Raw genomic sequence first — 15,775 nt, 5'->3', positions numbered from 1 at the left:
GTCATCCGTTTTTTTATTACAATTACATGTTTCAAAATGCACAGCAGCCGTTTTTTGAAAGCCTAACTTTGGGCTTTTTAAAATAACATCGCACCCGTTTTGAGCACTACAAAAGTATTATCGCAACAGCACCAGGGCATTTCTACCCTGCTCGCATTTGCCCTCTTACCCCTATCTGGCTTCGCTACAGACATTTATATCCCTTCGCTGCCTAGCATGGCTGCTACCCTGCATGTAAGCAGCCTTCAGGTACAGCTTACATTGAGTTTATTTTTAATCAGCTATGGCATTTCACAACTGTTTATCGGCAGTGTGCTCGACAGTTTTGGCCGTTATCGCTTAAGCCTCATCTGTCTTGTTATTTTCGCCGCAGCCAGCATTATTATTGCCAATACGCATAATATTTACCTGATCTACCTCATGAGGATCATTCATGGCTTTACCGTAGGCACCATTATAGTAGCTAAAAGAGCGTATTTTGTAGATCTTTTTAGCGGCGATCAGTTAAAGCACTACCTGAGCCTTTTTTCTATCATATGGTCTACCGGCCCCATTGTTGCCCCTTTTATTGGCGGTTACCTGCAAACCGCATTTGGATGGGAGTCTAATTTCTACTTTCTGGCTTTACTGGCTATTGTACTGGCCATACTGGAATTCATTTATAGTGGCGAGACCCTAAACCATTTCTCGGAATTTTCATTAAAGAAAATTGCCTGTACCTATCTTAAAATGATCAAAACGTTAAGCTTTAGTTTAGGCATCGTGATGCTTGGCCTGGCCTACACCATGGTAATGATCTATAACATGACAGGCCCTTTTATTGTGGAGCACCACCTGCATTTTACACCGGTGGTAGCTGGCTACAGTTCGCTGGTATTGGGTTTTGCATGGATGGTAGGTGGTTTTATTGGTAAAGCTACCCTTAACCGTCCTTTCTTTAAAAAGATGAGCACCAACCTGCTATTACAGGTAATATTTGTATTGATGATGCTGATCAGTATCCAGTTTATTTCCAGCCTTTATACTTTGGTTCTATTTGCTTTTCTGATCCACGTTACTGCAGGTTATATTTTTAACAACTACTTTACCTTCTGCCTTGGCCAGTTTCCTAAAAATGCCGGAATAGCCAGTGGCCTAACCGGAGGCATCACCTATGTAATCGTATCTTTTTTAAGTTACAGCATCATTTCGGTTTTGCCGGCAAAAGATGAGCATCATCTTGCCGAAAGCTACCTGATCCTGACGGTGCTTTCTGCACTGATTATGTTTACAATCTACAGAATGAGTAAAAAACCAGATCACCAGGCTATACCGTAATCTTCGCCATGGTTACTGGAACCTCCCCATAAAGAATGATGTTTCCAATCGAAATAAATAGCGTTGATAGGCCCGCTGGTGCGCTCATCAAAACTTAAGGTGTAACCCATTTTTTTGAGTTCAGTGCGCACAGCATCACTTGTTGAGTTGTTTAGCAGTAATTGACCTGCTTTAGGCTTCCTGTCGTTCATTGTTGTACCCCCCAACGAAAGCCAGAGTTGATTGGTATTGAAATTGGCCGCCTCTGCCGCCTGTTGTACATTCATCCCAAACTCTGCTACATTTAAAAAGAACTGCAGCAGGTTTTGGTCCTGGGTGTCGCCCCCCTGAACTGCCGATGCAAGGAAGGGTTTACCATCCTTCAAAGCCAGTGAGGGCGATAAAGTCACTCTTGGCCGTTTACCGGGTGCAACTACATTAAAGGGATTTATAGTTGAATCCAGTACAAAACTCTGCATGCGCTGGCTCATTCCTATCCCGGTGTTACCTGCGATACAGGCAGGCAGCCAGCCTCCGCTGGGCGTAACAGAAACTACCCATCCTTCTTTATCGGCCGCTTCTATCGAAGTCGTCCCCCGCCACAGCCTGTCCATGTATGCCTCATCCGGCAAATTCAGTCCCATATCGTGCTTGGGTGCAAAATTCCTTTTCCCGGTGTCCTGTTCAAATCCCCTGCTTTTAAGTAATGCCAGGTACGGATTTACCTTGCCTTCATACGGATAAGGATCACCCGGGCCGACATCAGGATTATTTTTTTCGAATTGTATCAATCCGGCCCGCTCCTTTGCATAGGCTTTGCTCAGTAAACCCTTAACCGGTTCCTCGGGTGCAGTATAAGGGTCGCCATAATAAAAATCACGGTCTGCAAAAGAAAGGTTCATCGCCTGGTACAAGGTATGGATATACCTGGTACTGTTATAGCCCATCGATTTAAGGTCAAAATTCTCCAGAATATTCAGTGCCTGCAACAGCACTGGTCCCTGCGTCCATTGCTGCAATTTATAAACATCTATGCCTTTGTAATTTACCGTGAGTGGTTCTTCTTCCAGAGGTTTCCATTTTTCGAGATCCTGCATCGTGATCAGTCCGCCTTGTTCCTGGCAGCCCCGTACAAATTCTTGTGCAATATCTCCTTTATAAAAACGGTCATAGGCCGCCATTAATGCTTCTTTTCTGGTTTTACCCTGCTTCAATGCCTGCTGCTCCGCGGCTACCATTTTGTTTAAGGTAGCCAGCAAGTCCTTCTGCACAAAGATTTCGCCTGCCTCAGGAGCTGCTCTCTTTTCTCCGGGATGGGTCAAAAAGACCTTCTTGCTGTAGGGCCATTCTGCAATTAAATTTTTCTGGCGCTCAATGGTATTGGCGGCCTGTGCTTCAATAGGATATCCTGCAGCCATTTCCATGGCCGGTGCCAGCACCTGTTTCAGGCTCATTGTTCCATAATTGACCAGCATGTATATCAGTCCGCCCGGTGTTCCCGGTGTAGTAGCAGCAAGCGGACCAAATTCAGGAGGGAAACCATAACCTTTGTTTTTAAAGAATGTTGCTGTAGCGCCGGTTGGTGCTACTCCCATCGCATTGATGGCTATCACTTTCCTGGTTTTTGGATTATAGATCAACACTTGTGTTTCTCCACCCCAGCTTAAGGTATCCCACATGGTGCAGGTGGCAGCAAGCATAGCACAGGAGGCATCAACAGCATTTCCACCCTGTTGAAAAATCATTGCCCCAGCAGTTGCAGCCAGTGGCTTTCCGGTAATGGCCATCCAGTTGCGCCCGTGCAAAACCGGCTTCTGGGTTTGCTGGGCTGACAGGGATAAGCTACAAATCCCTGCAATCCATAAAGTGAACAAATATTTCATAAACCGCTATTGATGCTTAAAATTAAGCAAAAATAGCTAGCAAACCTTTACCACATCCATATTTAACAATTGCCCCAGCTTTTCAATTTTTGAGCTGATATGTCCCACACCTATTGCACAATGGTGTGCAGGGCCGTAGCTGTTCCATTTGTTAACGAAATTCCTGGCCCCGATTGCAAACCTGTACCGGCTATTGGTATTGCCAATCTGCAGGATCGGTCCGGCTACCGCTTCAGCCTCAGCAACCAGAAGCATCAATCGGCCTCCTTTCTGCTCCACTACCGATAACAAGGTCACAGGACCATTTTTTACCGACATTTCCACAGACAGCCCTTTTCCTACCTTACCATGATAAACGCCAAGCGGCCGCACTTTGGTTTTGCCCTCCGCAATCGCAATATGCCCCGGACCATCATGCCCCATCAATACCACATCAGCTGCAAAATCCATAGCATAATATTCAGTAAATGAACCTCCTGCACCAAAAGCATCCATAATTTTCATCGCCTGGGCATTTTTAATTTCATATTCGCCCGCAACAGGGATGCCCCGGGCCGTTAAAAGAGAATTACCCAGGATAATGGAACTGATGGCTTCTTCATTTTCGGGGTTTCCTGTCCCTTTGTAATAATAGGCCATAGAACCCAACTGATGCAGTTCTACCAGCTTATCGAGGGCCAAAGAGGTGATGGCCGCTTTCTGCAGTTCCTCTTCCGCACAATCCGGCTGAACATCAAAAACTTCGGCAAAAAGTGCAAGCCTGGCTTGTACCTCTGCTGTATTTACCTGCTTTCTCAGCGCGGCAAGCTCTTCTACTTCCAGCAATTCAATATGCCCGCCAAAACAGGCATATTGTAGTGTCAGATCGGAATAAATATCCAGCATGCCGCTGTAATAATGTCCCATACAGCCCATGCGGTTATAGCTCATAATACTGGCTACTCTGGCAGCTTCTACCCATTCTTTAATTTCATTCCAGCATTCAGGATCGTCATGCAACATACCTGTAATCTGATGAAACCTAATGCCTACCCGGTTAAATACATTGGCAAGCTCTGGTACCGGACAGGCCGAACAATAAGCCAGCCATTCCCCGGTCATCCTCGTCCTGTCGTTCATTGCATTAAAAGCTTCATAATCAATAGCATTATCCGGACTAAGATTAAGGATAACTACCGGTACCTTTGCACGTTGCACAACCGGCAGTACGGTAGCCGATAAAGCATAGGTGCTTACGTATAAAAAGATCACATCTACGTCTGCCTTTTTGAATAACTTACCCGCTTCAAACGCTTTATCTGCACTGTCTACCAATCCAGCATTTACAATGTCAGGGTGAATAGCAGAAAGACGCTTTTCCACAATATCGAGCTGTCCTTCCAAACGATCCTTTAATCCTTCAAATTGTGGCCAGTAGGTATCCAGCCCTATGCCAAACAAACCAATTTTAAGTGCTGAAGCCATTTCATTATTCATCATAAGATTTATACTTTTAGGTCAGTACAAAATTTGACATTAAACTTTACAGGATCAATGTATAATCTGATAAACAGCATATACAAATTGAGACATAGGATGAATAACTATTTTAAATACCTTCCTTTAAGCGACGACGATGCCAAATGGGGCCTTCATATACTGAATGCCGGCTATAACCGCATAAACCCCGGCACCCCCTATCCTGCCTCCGGTCACCCTTCAGACCATCAGTTCGACTGGGATAAGGGCAGGATACTCGAAGAATACCAGCTCATTTACATTACCCGGGGTAAGGGTGTTTTCGAATCCCGGAACTGCAGACAGACAAGGGTGCATGAAGGAATGGTCATCCTGCTCTTTCCCCGGGAATGGCACAGGTTTAAGCCGGATGAACATACGGGTTGGGATGAATTCTGGGTAGGTTTTAACGGGGATATTATCCGCAACATTGTCAGAAATGATTTTGTATCTCCCGACCAGAGCGTTCTGGCTATCGGGATTCATGAGCAGCTCATTGCACTTTTTACCAGCATCATAGAAAAAACCAAGGCAGAACAACCTGGTTACCAGCCACTGGTTGCAGGTATGGTGCTGCATCTGCTGGGCGATATCTATCACCGGAAAAGACAGGAACACCTGAGCAGGCAAAACATCTCCGAAGCCCTGGTCAACAAAGCAATGGCCTTGCTCAGGGGACAGGTAAATAAGAACGTGAACATGGATGCAATTGCTGCAGAACTACAGGTGAGCTATTCCTGGCTGCGAAAGGCATTTAAAGCGTTTACCGGAATTGCCCCTCACCAGTATCTGCTGCAGCTTAAAATAGAGCATGCCAGGAACCTGCTGGCAGGCACCCGAAAGCCGGTAAAAGAGATCGCTTTCGAACTGGGCTTTGAGTCTGCCTTTTATTTTTCCAGGCTCTTTAAACTTAAAACCAACAGTTCACCTGAAAACTACCGCAAACGGATGAACAGTTTCTAGACGGCACATTGCATATGAAAATAATCTCCGCCCATAAATCCCCTTTCCTTTACGGTAAGGAAACCAAGGCCCGAGTATAGCTTTTCTGCCCTGGGGTTTTCTTTACTGACCAGTAAACCTACTTTTTTATGACCAGTCTTAGCGGCATGTTCCAGCAAGGCTTTAATCAGTTCCCTGCCGATACCTTTTCCTTGTGTGCCCGGCGATACGCTTACACAATCAATGTAATATTCACCTTCCTGTGTTTCCTGTTCAGGAATTTCGGTAAAACCATAGGTTCCGGAAATGTGTTCAAGGAAAGGTGCTCTGAGCAGTTCCAGACGAGCTCCATCGTATGCACTGATCATTCCACTGATCCCTGCTTCATCAACATATACCAGTACATTTTCATAACTGTACTGGTTTGCGGGCAATCCTGCAAATTTTTCAAACAGGGCAAGGGTCTCGGCCGATTCAGCGCTGTTCGTAAACTTTGCTGCCAGGCTGTCCATGGCCAACACAATTAAAGGGGCTATAGCCCCTGCATCTTCGGGTTGTGCTTGTCTTATCATCTCAGTTTGTTATTTGCCTGTAATTGTCCCCGGGGTTTTTCTTTCTTATAAAATTCAAATACACAGACAGGAAAGCCGCAATGGCAAAGCAGATCGAGGTTGCCAGGTCAATAAAACCCGCCGGCACATCCTGACCTGTTATTTTATCTGCGTAATACTTGATAAATGAGTTTGGCAGGCCGGTCTCGCCCAGATGTTCTTTAACCTGCCATTGCCAATCTGTGACCGGGCAATAACCCAAGCCATACCAGATGCCCAGAACAAGCCAGGATGCTGCTGTAAGCAGCACGAGTATAAAATGAAGTCTTCTTGTCCTTTTCCAGATCCAGCCGAGCAGGTTAAAGCCCACAATCAACAGGTGCAAAAGGGTAAAGAAGATATCGTACAACTGGTACATTACAATTTATGATACGGCATCATAGATAATTACCTTTTCGAAAAGTACCCTGAACTCATCCAGAAATGCCTTATGAATTTCGTGCACCTGGTAAACATCATGCGCAGCAAGGTTTTCGAAAAACAACAACAGGGAGAAAGTATAGGTAGTATCTACCACCGCACGCTCAATAGGTGCCGGTGTACCGATATGAAAAGTTTTAACTACCTCTATTTGCTCTAACGACTGCAACCCTTTGCGGAAAGCTGCTTTCTGATCTGCTGATGTATCTGCTTTTAGCCAGAATAAAACGTGATGTGCTATCATTTCTTAATTTTTCTGCGAATATAAAGAAACAGAACCAGACAATTACAGGGATTGCAGCAATCCCTGTTGTCCTGCTACTTTAATCAGCAAAGCGACATTCTTCACTTCGAACTTTTGCAGCAAATTTCTGCGATGGGTTTCTATAGTTAAGGGACTTACAAAAAGCTCTTTCGCCATAACCGCCGTAGTCTTACCCTCTGCAATCAACTGCAGGATCTCTTTTTCGCGCCTGGTAAGCTGAGGAATACCCTTCAGATCATTTGCAGACGGACGGGCTATGATTTCTTTAACGGCTTTACTGAACGCAACCTCGCCTTTGAGCGATTCATAAATACAATCCAGCAATTCTTCAACAGCAGCGTTTTTAAGCAGGTAACCACTGGCCCCGTTTTGCAGCATCTGCATCACCATGCTGCGCTCACTGTGATTACTTAAAGCGAGTACGCTCGTTTCAGGCGAAACCAGTTTAATCTCCTTGCAAAGGTCCAGTCCATTACAATCTGGCAGCATTACATCCAGCAATACCACATCAACTTTATGCTCCTTTAAAAAAGACATAAATTCTGCGCCCGTAGTAAAACAGCCGCCTACCTCAATGTCTTTATTATTGATCAGCAGCATTTGCAGGCCCTGGATCACAATCGGATGGTCGTCTACAATAGCAAGTGTTTTAGGTAGATACATAGGTGAAAAATAAGCATCATTTTATGATCATCCCAAATTATAACAAAAATACCTGAAAACCAGTAGAACAAAACCCCTGTTTAAGGTGATTGCCAGTCAGGCTTGCATCAAATAATTTTGCCGGTATATGAATTTAAAAGAAGAAATATCTATGAAAACTTTAACATTAAAAAGCTACGCGCTAAAAATGACTGCTTTATTTCTGGGAGTGGTTTTATTTGCATCATGCAGTAAAGATAAAAAAGACGGCCCTAGTGGATATCCAAAAGACGTACAGGTTGAGTATAAGGTTACATCTGTTGCAAATGTAACATCCGGTGAAGTAATTTACGATAATGAAACCGGTGCAAGAACTACTATCAACCCGGCAGCATTGCCCTTTTCAAAGAAAATGACGGTAAAAGTAAAAGCCGGTGATGTACTGAGCATGTCATTTTACACAGGAACTTCAGGAACTGTAAAACTTGAGCTTCTGGTAGATGGAAAAGTGGTAGACAGTAAAACACCGAGTTCTTCGGGCAGCTCAATCTATGACGTAGTATCTTACGGTTTTGAATAACCATTAAAGCATTAAAACGCTGATTCGAAGCATCACTTAAATATAAGTGGTGCTTTTTTATGCTTTGTATTTAATTCAATATGAATTGTAGTTCCATTACCCATCACCGACTCTACCTGCACTTTTCCTTTCATAAAGTCTACACGCTTTTTTACATTTGCCAAGCCCAATCCTTTGGCATCGACCTCTGCATCAAAGCCGCTCCCATTGTCTTCCACTGTAATGAAAAAGGTATCCTGGTTCTGACTGCACTGAATAATGATATGACTGGCCCCCGAATGCCGGATAGCATTGTTTAACAGCTCCTGCACAATCCTGTATACATTCAGCTGGGTTTGCAGGGGCAGACTGGACTCGATCTGGAAGGACTGAAAATCGATATACTGCTTTTCTGTCATCACAGATTCACAAAGATCCTTTAATGCGGTCTCCAAGCCAAAGCGCAACAAACTTTCGGGCATCAGGTTACGCGATATATGCCTAAGTTCCTTCACAGAATTATCAAGTTCTGATACAATCCTGTTAAATTCGGAATTTCCATTTTTTACCTCCTGATTCGCGCCCCAGGCCGATAACTTAATCTTTACACCTGCAAGCATCCCCCCGAGCCCATCATGTAATTCCCTTGCTACCCTTTCCCGTTCTCTTTCCTCTCCTTCCAGCATCGCATGAGTTGTCATCAGCTTTGACCTGTTCCTGTAATAATAAAACCCAAAAGCAGCCAGTACCAGAATCAGCATTATGGTGATCACAAGTGACAAAATAACCAGCCTCGTATTCTTTGAATACAGTAATGCCCTTTCATTTTCTGCCTCCAGCTGTATAATCTTCTGTTGATTTTCGGCATTTCTGTACTTGATCTCCATCTCGCTAAGTCGCTCTTCGAGTCTGCCTGCGTGTATGCTGTCGTTCAGTTTACTGTAGGCCTTCGACCAGTAATAAGCCTGATCCATCATACCCAGACCAGAATTTGCTTTTACCAATTGGTCGTATATGATTTTTCTACTCTCCGCATCGGCATAAAATAGTTTGGATTGCAGCATGTCTTCCAAAAAAAACTTTGCGAGTTCATAATACCTTGCCTCAATCAACATATCGTATTTTTTGGAAAGCAACAAACGCTTTATAGCATCCCCTTTTCTGTGCCCGCTGGCTTCCCACTTTTTTAAAAGGGCATCCAGTGTCTTTCCAAACCGTTCGTTATCGTTATATAAAGACTCATTGTAATAATAATGAGCCCCTTTGGTCCAGGATGGATACGGCCAAAGTATAGCGTCAAGCTCTTCCAGCATCTCTCTGGCTTCTTCAAACTCATCAATAGCGATGTGATTGCTTACCGCCCATAAATAGGCCATCAAAAAAGTACGAAAGTCAGCTGGCCTGCCCCTCAGCAATTTCGCGGCACGCTTAAAATATGCCGCTCCCGTCCTATACTGTTTTTCCAGCATAAAATAGGTAGCAATCCTGTAATTGTACTGCGCAATCATGGTAGAGTCATCGCTCTTTTCAACCAGTGGTAACACCTTATGTATCAGTAGCTCAACATACAATCGGTTGTCCAGATTTTCAGATGCCAGTACCCGACCGGACAAGGCACCCGCCTGAAAAAGGTACGCTTGCTTGGTATTAAACGGCAATAAGGCTATTCTGGCTTTCTCATAAGTATCAGAGGCCCGTTTATCATCCACTATCATATAACACTGTGCCTGGTAATACAGATATAGTGCCTGCAAAAAAGCATTTTTCCCTGAAAGCAATTTCCCTTTCTCCAGGTAATACCTGCTTTTGGCTTTATCCGTTCCCATCAATCTGGAAGAAAGCAAATAGCTTGCCCTTGCCCTAATACTATCTGACGCATTTGATCTGACAACAAGTGCAAGACTGTCCATTTCAATTTTGTTCTTTCTCATTTTCCAGTCCTGGGCACTGGAATCAGGGCTAAGGGCAATTAAAGAAAAAAATAGGAAGACTGTTCTGATCATATCCTTTAAAAATGCAGACATTTTTTAAGCCAGCGAAATATTAAAATAAAATACCGGTAAACAGGTAGCTATAAAACACCAGTTTTAAGCTATTGTATCTGCTTATCGTACTGGCGTAATTTGTATAAACACTATAAAACAAACAAATAACAAGCTATGAAAACACCGGTATTCACATTAGTTATTGCCTTTGCAGTACTAATGAGCAGCAAAAGCTACGCTCAAAAATTAGAAAACGAGATATTTACTTCATCAACCGGAATTGAATTTAAGGTGGGCGATAACATCACCATCGGAATGCCATCTAACGGTACTGAATTTACCAATATTACAGAACACCTCAAAGGATTTAAAAAACTTGGAAAGCTTGCCGGGGATCTTAGTGATGTAGGTGCCCAGGTGGTATCCAGTGGTTACGACGCTGGAAGTGCCGGAGCAGTAAAAACAGGTGCAAAATTAAGTCAAACCGGTAGCCAGGCTGCAAAACTAACCGCCTTAACAGATAAACTTTCTCCTCAAGCCAAGCCTATTGCCGGCAAAAAATTACGCATACTTAAATTTAAGGTAGAGGGAAATGAAAAAAGGGGCCAGCACTTCTTTGCAATTGTTGCAGCAGAGGGAAATAAAGACTTCAAAATTGAACTTGAACCCGCCATTGAATCAAAAGAAATTGTTGCCGTTGGCACAAACAACTTTGGTAACCCCAAGAAAAAGTAAGGGCATAACGGATGATGAAAACTTGTGTATCAATAGGTAAACCTTATATTTACGCACCTATTGATCACTATGAAATATGCGCTAATCCTTTTATTCCTTTCGGTTTTTACGATTTCGGGCTGCCAGCAGTCTAAAAAAGATGTCCTTTCAAAAATCCCTGACCCTAAAAGTCTCAACGAAACTTATGTCAGCAATCCTGATGGGATTCTTTCTGCGGAAACAGTTGCCGCACTTAACAGCAAATTAAGCCCATTAGACCAGGCAGGAACTGCACATATTGATGTCGTTTTTGTAAAGAGCATTGGCGAGCATGTGCCGAAAGACATTGCCCATGAACTTTTCAGGGCCTGGAAAATTGGCAGCAGCGAAACCAACAATGGCCTGCTGGTATTTGTTGTAGAAGACCAGAGAAGAATTGAGTTTGAAACCGGTTACGGGCTGGAGGGCATATTACCCGATATGATCTGTAAAAGGATTCAGGAAGATTACATGATCCCGCATGCCCGCAACAACAATTTTGACCTGGCCATCACCCAAGGGGTCGATGCCTTGATCAGAAGGCTTAACAGCCAATCAGCTGAGCCTTATGCCGACCCTGCAACCGATGACCCAGGGCCGGCAGTGGACATCGTTCCACCGCCACCAATTGATATGGCAGTACCTGCTCAGGAACCTGTTGCCGATAGTGCCACAGCAGCCAGCCCCCAAACAGAAGCTATACAGCCTCTGCTTCAACAGCAGCCGGTACAACAACGTTCCGGCCCCATTGCAGATTGGCTTACCATCTGCATATTTATTGTATACGCAATCTTTGCCTGGCCAATTGCCGCTGTTCTGTACCGTTATCAGTTCAAAAGGCAATGGTTGAATCCATTTGCCTATTTTATAACATTCGGCCCACCAATATTTGTCGTCTACCTGAATTTGTACCATCCGGGCGACTGGTATAATGTAAGGGCCTTACTGATCCTTCTTGCTTTTATCTGGTTATACGTAAACCTTCATTTTCTGATACTGAGCAGCTTGTTAAAAGCTTCCCTGAGCGGAAAAAGCCGGCACCAGCAGTACCTTGTCTGGCGTAAAAGCCACGAACCAGCAGAACATGCTGTTTTAAAATTCTTTTCTTTCCCCTTCCTCAAAGCGTATTGGAAAAACTACGCAGATGCACAATACCAGCGAAGGTTTGCCAGCTACAATTGCGCGGCATGCAGCAATCCTATGGAATGCCTGGACGATGATAAAGAAGATCAGTTCCTCTCTAAAGGTCAGCTGGCGGAAGAAAAGGTTGACGCAGTTGATTACGATGTATGGGAGTGCAGGTCCTGTAACAACATCATGATCCTTGACTACAGCAACCTAAAGTCAAAAGTAAAAGAATGCCCTGAATGTAAATTTAAAACCCTTAAATACCGCGACAGGAAGATTGTAAAAAGAGCTACCAGGTATGCACCCGGCTATGGCGATGAATATTATATTTGCGCCAACTGTAAGTTTTTAGAAACGATCCGCTTCGAAATTGCACAGATTCCAACGCCTTCCAGCAGCAGTTCCTCCTCTTCTTCCGGTTCATCTTCTTTTTCAAGTAGTTCTTCCTCCAGTAGCTCTTCAACAAGCAGCGGAGGATCCTCTGGTGGTGGCGGTGCCGGCAGCAGCTGGTAGGCCTAATTATCTTTAGCGCCTATATGAGCCAGATAATTGTGCACCACCGGAATATCAGCAGCTGCCCAGTCCAATTCCGTCAAATTGTGCGGGGCCTGCCAGAAATAAGCTGCATGCTCTTTTAAAAAAATTTCCCCGCTTATAATGCGACAAGTATAGGGGATCAACCGTATGGAAAAATCAGGATAGTGATGCTCATTCGCTGGTATTTCAGCTATAATTGCGATATCAACCCCCAATTCCTCCCTGATTTCCCTGATTAAACCGGCTTGGGGCGTTTCACCCTCCTCAACTTTACCACCAGGAAACTCCATTTTTAAAGGCAATTTCATGGCTGCGCTCCGTTGCGCCACCAATACCCTGCCTTCTTCATCAACTATAATTGCACAGGTTACCGCGATCATCTAAACCGTCCCCCTCCCTTCGAGCCAGGCCTTAAAACTGCCTACCCTTTCCCTGCTGATGATCGCTTCGGTATCTATTGCCGGAAACAATTGCACAATAAACCTGCTGTTGTAATAGGTCGTAATTTTCCTGATGGCATCAATATGCACAATCAGTTTGCGGTTGATCCTGAAAAACAAACTTCGGTCCAGCATCTTTTCAATCTGGTCCAGTGAATAATCCAGCGGAATCTTTTGATCTGTCAAGGTAATGGCCCAGGTAAGCCCATCCAGAAAATAAACATAAGCAATGTCCCTGGCCTTAACATACACCAGCTGATTGTTTATCTTACCAATAAAGCGCGTATGCTCCCTTTTAAAAAATTCTTCCGCGATCTTGGAAATGTTCAATGCCGGATTAGCCGGAACCTTAAAGTACTCGTATTTTTCTATAGCCCGCTGCAGATCTTTGACATCGATAGGTTTCATCAGGTAATCTACACTATACACCTTAAAGGCCTGCAATGCAAAACTATCATAAGCAGTGGTAAATACAATCGGAGTTTGAATTTCCATTTTTTCAAATAGCTCAAAGCAATTGCCGTCCGACAGTTGAATGTCCATAAAAATAAGTTCTGCGGCATTTTCATTATTGCTTAACCACCGTAATCCCTCTTCTACAGATTCGATAATGGCTAAAACTTCAACCGCCTCCAGGCATTTCTGCAGCAGCTGTACCAACCGCTCCGCATTGTGCTTCTCATCCTCGAATATGATAATCTTCATAGGTATTAATTATAGGGACTTTAACAATAAATTCATCATTGGTCTCTGTGATCTCGATCCTTTTGTCGCTGGTCAGTTCATATCTTTTACTAATGTTGTCCAGCCCAACACCAATCGAGTTATGCAGGCCGGAACGTTTTCTAAGGTCATTGGACACAATCAGCGAATCCCCTTCATCCCTGATGTTGATGTGCAGGGGGTCATTGGCCGAAAAACGATTGTGTTTTACCGCATTTTCAACCAGCATCTGCAGGGTTGCGGGCGGCACCATACCGGTATGCATTGTTTTTTCTTCAATATCAATATTAAAGACAATACTGCTTTGATGTCTGATCCGGATCAGGAAAGAATAAGACTCCAGAAATTCCAGTTCCGTGCGTATCGAGACCAGGTTTTCAAACTTCTTATCCAGGATATAGCGGTAACTTTTTGCAAGTTGGGTAATGTACTCTGCTGACAGGTCTGCACTCTTATATACCAGATTGGTCAATACACTTAATGAATTAAAGAAGAAATGCGGGTCTATCTGACTTTTCAGAACGTCGTACTTTGCCTGTATGTTTTCCCGCATCAGCCGCTCAGCGTTTAGCTGGCTTTCTTTCCAGTTCTTATAATAAAAGACAATACCACTATAAGCCAGGATCAGCAGATAGAACATAAACGCACCGAAATACAGGTCGTAACTCAAAGAAGAAAAGCTGGTCCAGGCTTCGTACTTCTTGTACAGCAGGATATCAAATACCGAATAAGAAAAACCAAACAGGAAGCTGGACAACAGACCGTAAACAATCAGGCTAAAACAAAGGAATAACAGCTTGTAAGATAGATTTTTATTAAAAACATACCGCTCTACATATTTGGATAACCTTACCGCACCTTCCCATACCACCAGACCAACCAACACAAACATCAGACTAAAAGCTTGCGCCCTGAAAAAATAGGGACTGGAATTTTTCGGGAAGGTAAGGTCAAAGGATTTAAAAATAATACTGAATATCAACAGCACAAATATCCTGATGCTGTATTTAAACAGTTTACTTTGAAAAACCGCCTCCACTTGTGCTGTATTCATTCTAAGTAGCATTATTATAAGCGAACCAATCAACATTTCCTGGTAATTAACAGTAATTATTTTCCTTAAACCAGGTCAGTGCATTGCTGATGGCCTTCTCTACAGGCGTGTATTTCACCATCAGCTCCCGTTCAGATTTTTTACCTGAATAGTAATTGTATATGCACAGCATATAGGCTGCAGAATAATTCAGCTTTACCGAAGTCTTGCTCAATACGCCAAGCAATGTACCCATTATTCCGATCATTTTTAAAACAAACTGCGGGATACAAAGCATAACCGGCTTTTGTCCCGACACCTTGTTTAATAGCTTAAAAAATGCAGCGTAACTTAAATTCTCGCCCGCCAGCAAATAACAATCACCATTTTTCCCCATCTCAATTGCATTGGCTATGCCTGTACATACATCATTGATGTGAACAAAATTTTTTCCGCCAGGCGGATAAAAGATTACCCGTTTGTTAATGCCATGCATAATGATCTTTCCCGAACTGGGTTTCGCATCCCCCTGTCCAATCATAAATGTAGGATTGAGGATTATTGCTTTAAGTCCTTTGTTCACCACCTGCTCCAGCACATATTGCTGCGCAATATATTTACTGCTGATGTATCCGGACCCCAGGTGCGAAAGCCGGAAAGAATTGAGTTCTGTTGCGGGTTTAACTTTATTTCCATGACCAATGGTATTTGCCGTACTGATATGGATCAACCTTTTTACCTGGTATTTCAGGCAGGCATTTACGATATGGATTGTTCCTTTTACATTAATTTCTTCATAGGTTTTAAAACTTATGCCCCATTGCCCGGTTACCGACGCCGTATGCACAACATAGTCACAGCCTTTAACAGCATTGAATACATCTTCTTCCTTACTGATGTCGCCATAATACAACTCACACGGAATATCAGCTATAGCCATCACATCGGCCGATGCCCTCATCATTAGCTTTACCTCATAACCCTGGCGATACAATTCCCTGGCAGTATTTGCCCCCAGAAACCCATTGCCTCCGGTTATTAGAACTTTACTCATTTTTCAA

16 protein-coding genes are annotated in these 15,775 nt (G+C 43.6%); 5 read left to right on the top strand and 11 right to left on the bottom strand.

All coding sequences use genetic code 11. From position 1 onward, the window contains the following. Positions 1 to 99: 99 nt before the first annotated feature. The gene (locus B9A91_RS15180; RefSeq protein ID WP_084239864.1) at positions 100 to 1,317 is read left to right on the top strand and encodes an MFS transporter; all 1,218 of its coding nucleotides are present in this window, start codon (positions 100 to 102) and stop codon (positions 1,315 to 1,317) included. Here the strand turns inward: B9A91_RS15180 and B9A91_RS15175 are convergent. Both B9A91_RS15175 and B9A91_RS15170 read right to left on the bottom strand, forming a co-directional pair. Further along, positions 1,299 to 3,179 carry a gamma-glutamyltransferase family protein gene (locus tag B9A91_RS15175; protein WP_084239863.1) on the bottom strand — a complete coding sequence of 627 codons (1,881 nt, stop codon included), beginning with the start codon at positions 3,177 to 3,179 and terminating at the stop codon, positions 1,299 to 1,301. The genes B9A91_RS15180 and B9A91_RS15175 overlap by 19 nt on opposite strands. 36 nt (positions 3,180 to 3,215) lie before the next feature. After that, positions 3,216 to 4,658, bottom strand: coding sequence for an arabinose isomerase (locus B9A91_RS15170; protein WP_084239862.1), 1,443 nt, complete (start codon positions 4,656 to 4,658; stop codon positions 3,216 to 3,218). A 96-nt stretch (positions 4,659 to 4,754) separates the two neighbouring features. Here B9A91_RS15170 and B9A91_RS15165 point away from each other — a divergent pair, with 96 nt between their 5' ends. After that, positions 4,755 to 5,639, top strand: a complete 885-nt coding sequence (locus B9A91_RS15165; RefSeq protein WP_084240246.1) for a helix-turn-helix domain-containing protein — start codon at positions 4,755 to 4,757, stop codon at positions 5,637 to 5,639. On the opposite strand, the gene B9A91_RS15160 is transcribed toward B9A91_RS15165, so the two are convergent. Genes B9A91_RS15160 through B9A91_RS15145 form a run of 4 tightly spaced genes read right to left on the bottom strand, consistent with a single transcriptional unit; the run spans position 5,636 to position 7,577 of the window. Further along, on the bottom strand, positions 5,636 to 6,190 hold the full coding sequence (locus tag B9A91_RS15160; RefSeq protein WP_084239861.1) for a GNAT family N-acetyltransferase: 555 nt from the start codon (positions 6,188 to 6,190) through the stop codon (positions 5,636 to 5,638). The two genes, B9A91_RS15165 and B9A91_RS15160, sit on opposite strands and share 4 nt — an antisense overlap. Position 6,191: 1 nt before the next feature. Then, on the bottom strand, positions 6,192 to 6,587 hold the full coding sequence (locus tag B9A91_RS15155) for a DUF2784 domain-containing protein (protein WP_084239860.1): 396 nt from the start codon (positions 6,585 to 6,587) through the stop codon (positions 6,192 to 6,194). Between the two features lie 6 nt (positions 6,588 to 6,593). Next, on the bottom strand, positions 6,594 to 6,893 hold the full coding sequence (locus B9A91_RS15150; protein WP_084239859.1) for a Dabb family protein: 300 nt from the start codon (positions 6,891 to 6,893) through the stop codon (positions 6,594 to 6,596). 42 nt (positions 6,894 to 6,935) lie between these two features. Beyond that, positions 6,936 to 7,577: a response regulator transcription factor gene (locus B9A91_RS15145; protein ID WP_084239858.1), complete on the bottom strand. Its 642-nt coding sequence runs from the start codon at positions 7,575 to 7,577 to the stop codon at positions 6,936 to 6,938. Positions 7,578 to 7,728: 151 nt separating this feature from the next. Between B9A91_RS15145 and B9A91_RS15140 the strand changes: the two genes are divergently transcribed. Then, entirely contained in the window at positions 7,729 to 8,136 is a 408-nt protein-coding gene (locus B9A91_RS15140) for a hypothetical protein (RefSeq protein WP_144008952.1), read from the top strand. A 32-nt stretch (positions 8,137 to 8,168) separates the two neighbouring features. Here B9A91_RS15140 and B9A91_RS15135 read toward each other — a convergent pair whose 3' ends face one another. Beyond that, complete coding sequence (locus B9A91_RS15135) at positions 8,169 to 10,139, bottom strand: ATP-binding protein (protein WP_084239856.1); 1,971 nt, start codon at positions 10,137 to 10,139, stop codon at positions 8,169 to 8,171. A 135-nt stretch (positions 10,140 to 10,274) separates the two neighbouring features. Between B9A91_RS15135 and B9A91_RS15130 the strand changes: the two genes are divergently transcribed. Both B9A91_RS15130 and B9A91_RS15125 read left to right on the top strand, forming a co-directional pair. Beyond that, positions 10,275 to 10,835, top strand: coding sequence for a hypothetical protein (locus B9A91_RS15130; RefSeq protein WP_084239855.1), 561 nt, complete (start codon positions 10,275 to 10,277; stop codon positions 10,833 to 10,835). A 69-nt stretch (positions 10,836 to 10,904) separates the two neighbouring features. Then, positions 10,905 to 12,494, top strand: coding sequence for a TPM domain-containing protein (locus tag B9A91_RS15125; protein ID WP_084239854.1), 1,590 nt, complete (start codon positions 10,905 to 10,907; stop codon positions 12,492 to 12,494). A gap of 2 nt (positions 12,495 to 12,496) precedes the next feature. Here B9A91_RS15125 and B9A91_RS15120 read toward each other — a convergent pair whose 3' ends face one another. From B9A91_RS15120 to B9A91_RS15105, 4 genes are read right to left on the bottom strand one after another with little or no spacing between them, the layout of a single operon-like run. After that, positions 12,497 to 12,898, bottom strand: coding sequence for a (deoxy)nucleoside triphosphate pyrophosphohydrolase (locus B9A91_RS15120; protein ID WP_084239853.1), 402 nt, complete (start codon positions 12,896 to 12,898; stop codon positions 12,497 to 12,499). After that, entirely contained in the window at positions 12,899 to 13,663 is a 765-nt protein-coding gene (locus tag B9A91_RS15115) for a LytR/AlgR family response regulator transcription factor (RefSeq protein WP_084239852.1), read from the bottom strand. Then, entirely contained in the window at positions 13,638 to 14,735 is a 1,098-nt protein-coding gene (locus B9A91_RS15110) for a sensor histidine kinase (RefSeq protein ID WP_235012572.1), read from the bottom strand. The genes B9A91_RS15115 and B9A91_RS15110 overlap by 26 nt, the downstream gene beginning before the upstream one ends. Before the next feature lie 46 nt (positions 14,736 to 14,781). Further along, complete coding sequence (locus tag B9A91_RS15105; RefSeq protein WP_084239850.1) at positions 14,782 to 15,768, bottom strand: NAD-dependent epimerase/dehydratase family protein; 987 nt, start codon at positions 15,766 to 15,768, stop codon at positions 14,782 to 14,784. Positions 15,769 to 15,775: the final 7 nt, after the last annotated feature.

This window comes from Pedobacter africanus (assembly GCF_900176535.1).
Classification (GTDB): Bacteria; Bacteroidota; Bacteroidia; order Sphingobacteriales; family Sphingobacteriaceae; genus Pedobacter; species Pedobacter africanus.
The sequence above is the reverse complement of the archived record's forward strand: the minus strand, read 5'-3'. Positions and strand labels throughout refer to the sequence as shown.

Excerpts from the sequence above, each read along its gene's own strand:
- B9A91_RS15115 (WP_084239852.1), bottom strand. The coding sequence starts at position 13,663 with ATGAAGATTATCATATTCGAGGATGAGAAGCACAATGCGGAGCGGTTG.
- B9A91_RS15125 (WP_084239854.1), top strand. The coding sequence starts at position 10,905 with ATGAAATATGCGCTAATCCTTTTATTCCTTTCGGTTTTTACGATTTCG.
- B9A91_RS15130 (WP_084239855.1), top strand. The coding sequence starts at position 10,275 with ATGAAAACACCGGTATTCACATTAGTTATTGCCTTTGCAGTACTAATG.
- B9A91_RS15140 (WP_144008952.1), top strand. The coding sequence starts at position 7,729 with ATGAAAACTTTAACATTAAAAAGCTACGCGCTAAAAATGACTGCTTTA.
- B9A91_RS15170 (WP_084239862.1), bottom strand. The coding sequence starts at position 4,658 with ATGATGAATAATGAAATGGCTTCAGCACTTAAAATTGGTTTGTTTGGC.
- B9A91_RS15175 (WP_084239863.1), bottom strand. The coding sequence starts at position 3,179 with ATGAAATATTTGTTCACTTTATGGATTGCAGGGATTTGTAGCTTATCC.
- B9A91_RS15145 (WP_084239858.1), bottom strand. The coding sequence starts at position 7,577 with ATGTATCTACCTAAAACACTTGCTATTGTAGACGACCATCCGATTGTG.
- B9A91_RS15165 (WP_084240246.1), top strand. The coding sequence starts at position 4,755 with ATGAATAACTATTTTAAATACCTTCCTTTAAGCGACGACGATGCCAAA.
- B9A91_RS15150 (WP_084239859.1), bottom strand. The coding sequence starts at position 6,893 with ATGATAGCACATCACGTTTTATTCTGGCTAAAAGCAGATACATCAGCA.
- B9A91_RS15120 (WP_084239853.1), bottom strand. The coding sequence starts at position 12,898 with ATGATCGCGGTAACCTGTGCAATTATAGTTGATGAAGAAGGCAGGGTA.
- B9A91_RS15110 (WP_235012572.1), bottom strand. The coding sequence starts at position 14,735 with ATGAATACAGCACAAGTGGAGGCGGTTTTTCAAAGTAAACTGTTTAAA.
- B9A91_RS15155 (WP_084239860.1), bottom strand. The coding sequence starts at position 6,587 with ATGTACCAGTTGTACGATATCTTCTTTACCCTTTTGCACCTGTTGATT.
- B9A91_RS15160 (WP_084239861.1), bottom strand. The coding sequence starts at position 6,190 with ATGATAAGACAAGCACAACCCGAAGATGCAGGGGCTATAGCCCCTTTA.
- B9A91_RS15135 (WP_084239856.1), bottom strand. The coding sequence starts at position 10,139 with ATGTCTGCATTTTTAAAGGATATGATCAGAACAGTCTTCCTATTTTTT.
- B9A91_RS15105 (WP_084239850.1), bottom strand. The coding sequence starts at position 15,768 with ATGAGTAAAGTTCTAATAACCGGAGGCAATGGGTTTCTGGGGGCAAAT.